A 2,026-nucleotide genomic window follows, 5' to 3' on the forward strand; every position below is an offset into this window, starting at 1 on the left:
TTAATTAGAGAAAGTTTAAAGGTTTTATTACCACTTAAAGGTGATATTGAAATTGTAGGAGAAGGAGAGAATGGCAGAGAAGGTATTTTAATGTGTCAAAAATATAAAGTTGATGTAGCATTAGTAGATATAAGAATGCCAGAGGTAAATGGAGTACAAGCTGTTCGTGAAATAGTAAAGACTACTGATACTAAATGTTTAATTTTAACTACCTTTGATGATGAAGAATATATAAGTGAAGCTATAGAATATGGAGCTAAAGGATATATTTTAAAGGGAAGTAGTCCAGATGAGATAGTAAATTCTATTAATGCTGTATTTAATAAGAATTTTATATTAAATGAAAAGGTATTTGAAAAGATTCAAGGAAAATCTATTGAACCAAGTATAGAAAAGTATACATTCACAGAAAGAGAACTTGAAATAATTAAAGGAATTAGTGAAGGATTAAATAATAAAGAAATTAGTGAAAAATTATTTATCTCAGAAGGAACAATTAGAAATTATATAACAAATATTTTAGAAAAAACAAATTTAAAACACAGAACTGCTATAGCAGTTAACTATTTAAAAGGGAATTTTTAAAATTCATATAAAGAAATGACAAATGTCATATAAGAAGATGATATTAATAATTAATTAGTGTCGTCTTTTTTTTATATAATAAATACATAAAGAGGAAAAGGAGTTAAAAATTATGAAAATTATAGAAGTTGAAAATATATATAAAGACTATGGAAATCATGTAGCAGTTGATGGGTTAAGTTTAGATGTAAAGAAAGGTGAGATACTAGGAATACTTGGACCAAATGGTGCTGGGAAAAGTACTTTAATTGGAATGGTTTGTGGATTAATTAAAAAAACTAAGGGAGATATTACTTATGAAGAAAATATAAAAAAAGTTGATTCTTGGAAAGAAAATATAGGAATAGTTCCACAAGATTTTGCTATTTATTTTGATTTAACAGCAGAAGAAAATGTTAAATTTTTCTGTTCACTATATGGATTTAAAGGAAAAGAATTAAAGAGACGTGTAGATAGAACATTGGAGTTTGTAGGACTTACAGATGTAAGAAAAAAGAAAGCAGCAGAATTTTCAGGAGGAATGAAAAGAAGGCTTAATATAGCTTGTGCCATAGCTCATGAACCAAAGCTTATTATTATGGATGAGCCAACTGTTGGAATAGATCCACAGTCAAGAAATCATATTTTAAAATCTGTTTTAAAGCTTAGAGAAGAGGGAGCAACTATTATTTATACATCTCATTATATGGAAGAAGTTGATATGCTTTGTGACAGAATCATTATTGTAGATAAAGGTAAAAAGATAGCTGAAGGAAGTAGTGATGAACTTAAAAATTTGGTTGAAAATAAAAATATATATAATATTTTAGTTGAAGATGAAGTTCTAGGATTAGAAGAAAAGCTTTTAGACTTATCGGGAATAGAAAAAGTTACTTATGAAGAAAAAAGTTATAAAGTAACAACATTAAAAAGTAGTAATTCAATAGTAGAAATAGTTAATGTGATAGGAAATAATAATGGAAAAGTAAAAGGTATATCAAGTGAAGAGCAAAGCCTTGAAACAGTATTCTTAGCATTAACAGGAAAAAAATTAAGGGATTAGGGTGAAAAATTATGTATTTAGCAATGCTTAAAAAAGATTTAAAGCAATTCTTTAGAGAAAAGTTTAATATAATTATTTTAATAGTTTTTCCAATAGTTCTTATAACTACTTTGTCTGTAGGACTTCAATCTATGATGGATGGAGAAAATATTTTTAAGGAAGATGGTGAACATGTTGTTTATTATAGCATAGAAGAAGACAGTCCATATAAAGAAGGATTTTTAGGTTTTGGACAGGCGATGGATGAATCTATAAATGTGAAGTTTAAAGAAGAAAAGAAATTTGAAGATATAAAAGAAAAGGTTGATAATAATGAGGCTTTGGCTTATATAAGCTTTAAAGGAGAAAAGATAGAATATTATATTTCAGCTAATGGAGCAAAAATAGAGGGAAGAATAT

The 2,026-nt window shown here is 26.9% G+C and carries 2 protein-coding genes and 1 pseudogene; all 3 read left to right on the top strand.

Going from position 1 to position 2,026, the window contains the following annotated elements; all coding sequences use genetic code 11:
- A partial coding sequence (locus ACRDDY_RS12950; RefSeq protein WP_438565361.1) for a response regulator transcription factor occupies positions 1 to 585 on the top strand: 585 nt, incomplete at its 5' end.
- Between the two features lie 112 nt (positions 586 to 697).
- Positions 698 to 1,627, top strand: coding sequence for an ABC transporter ATP-binding protein (locus tag ACRDDY_RS12955; protein WP_438565362.1), 930 nt, complete (start codon positions 698 to 700; stop codon positions 1,625 to 1,627).
- Positions 1,628 to 1,638: 11 nt separating this feature from the next.
- Positions 1,639 to 2,026 (top strand): annotated as a pseudogene (locus tag ACRDDY_RS12960) (ABC transporter permease); the annotation flags it as partial.

The sequence above is a fragment of the Clostridium sp. genome (assembly GCF_051656525.1).
Lineage (GTDB): Bacteria > Bacillota > Clostridia > Clostridiales > Clostridiaceae > Clostridium.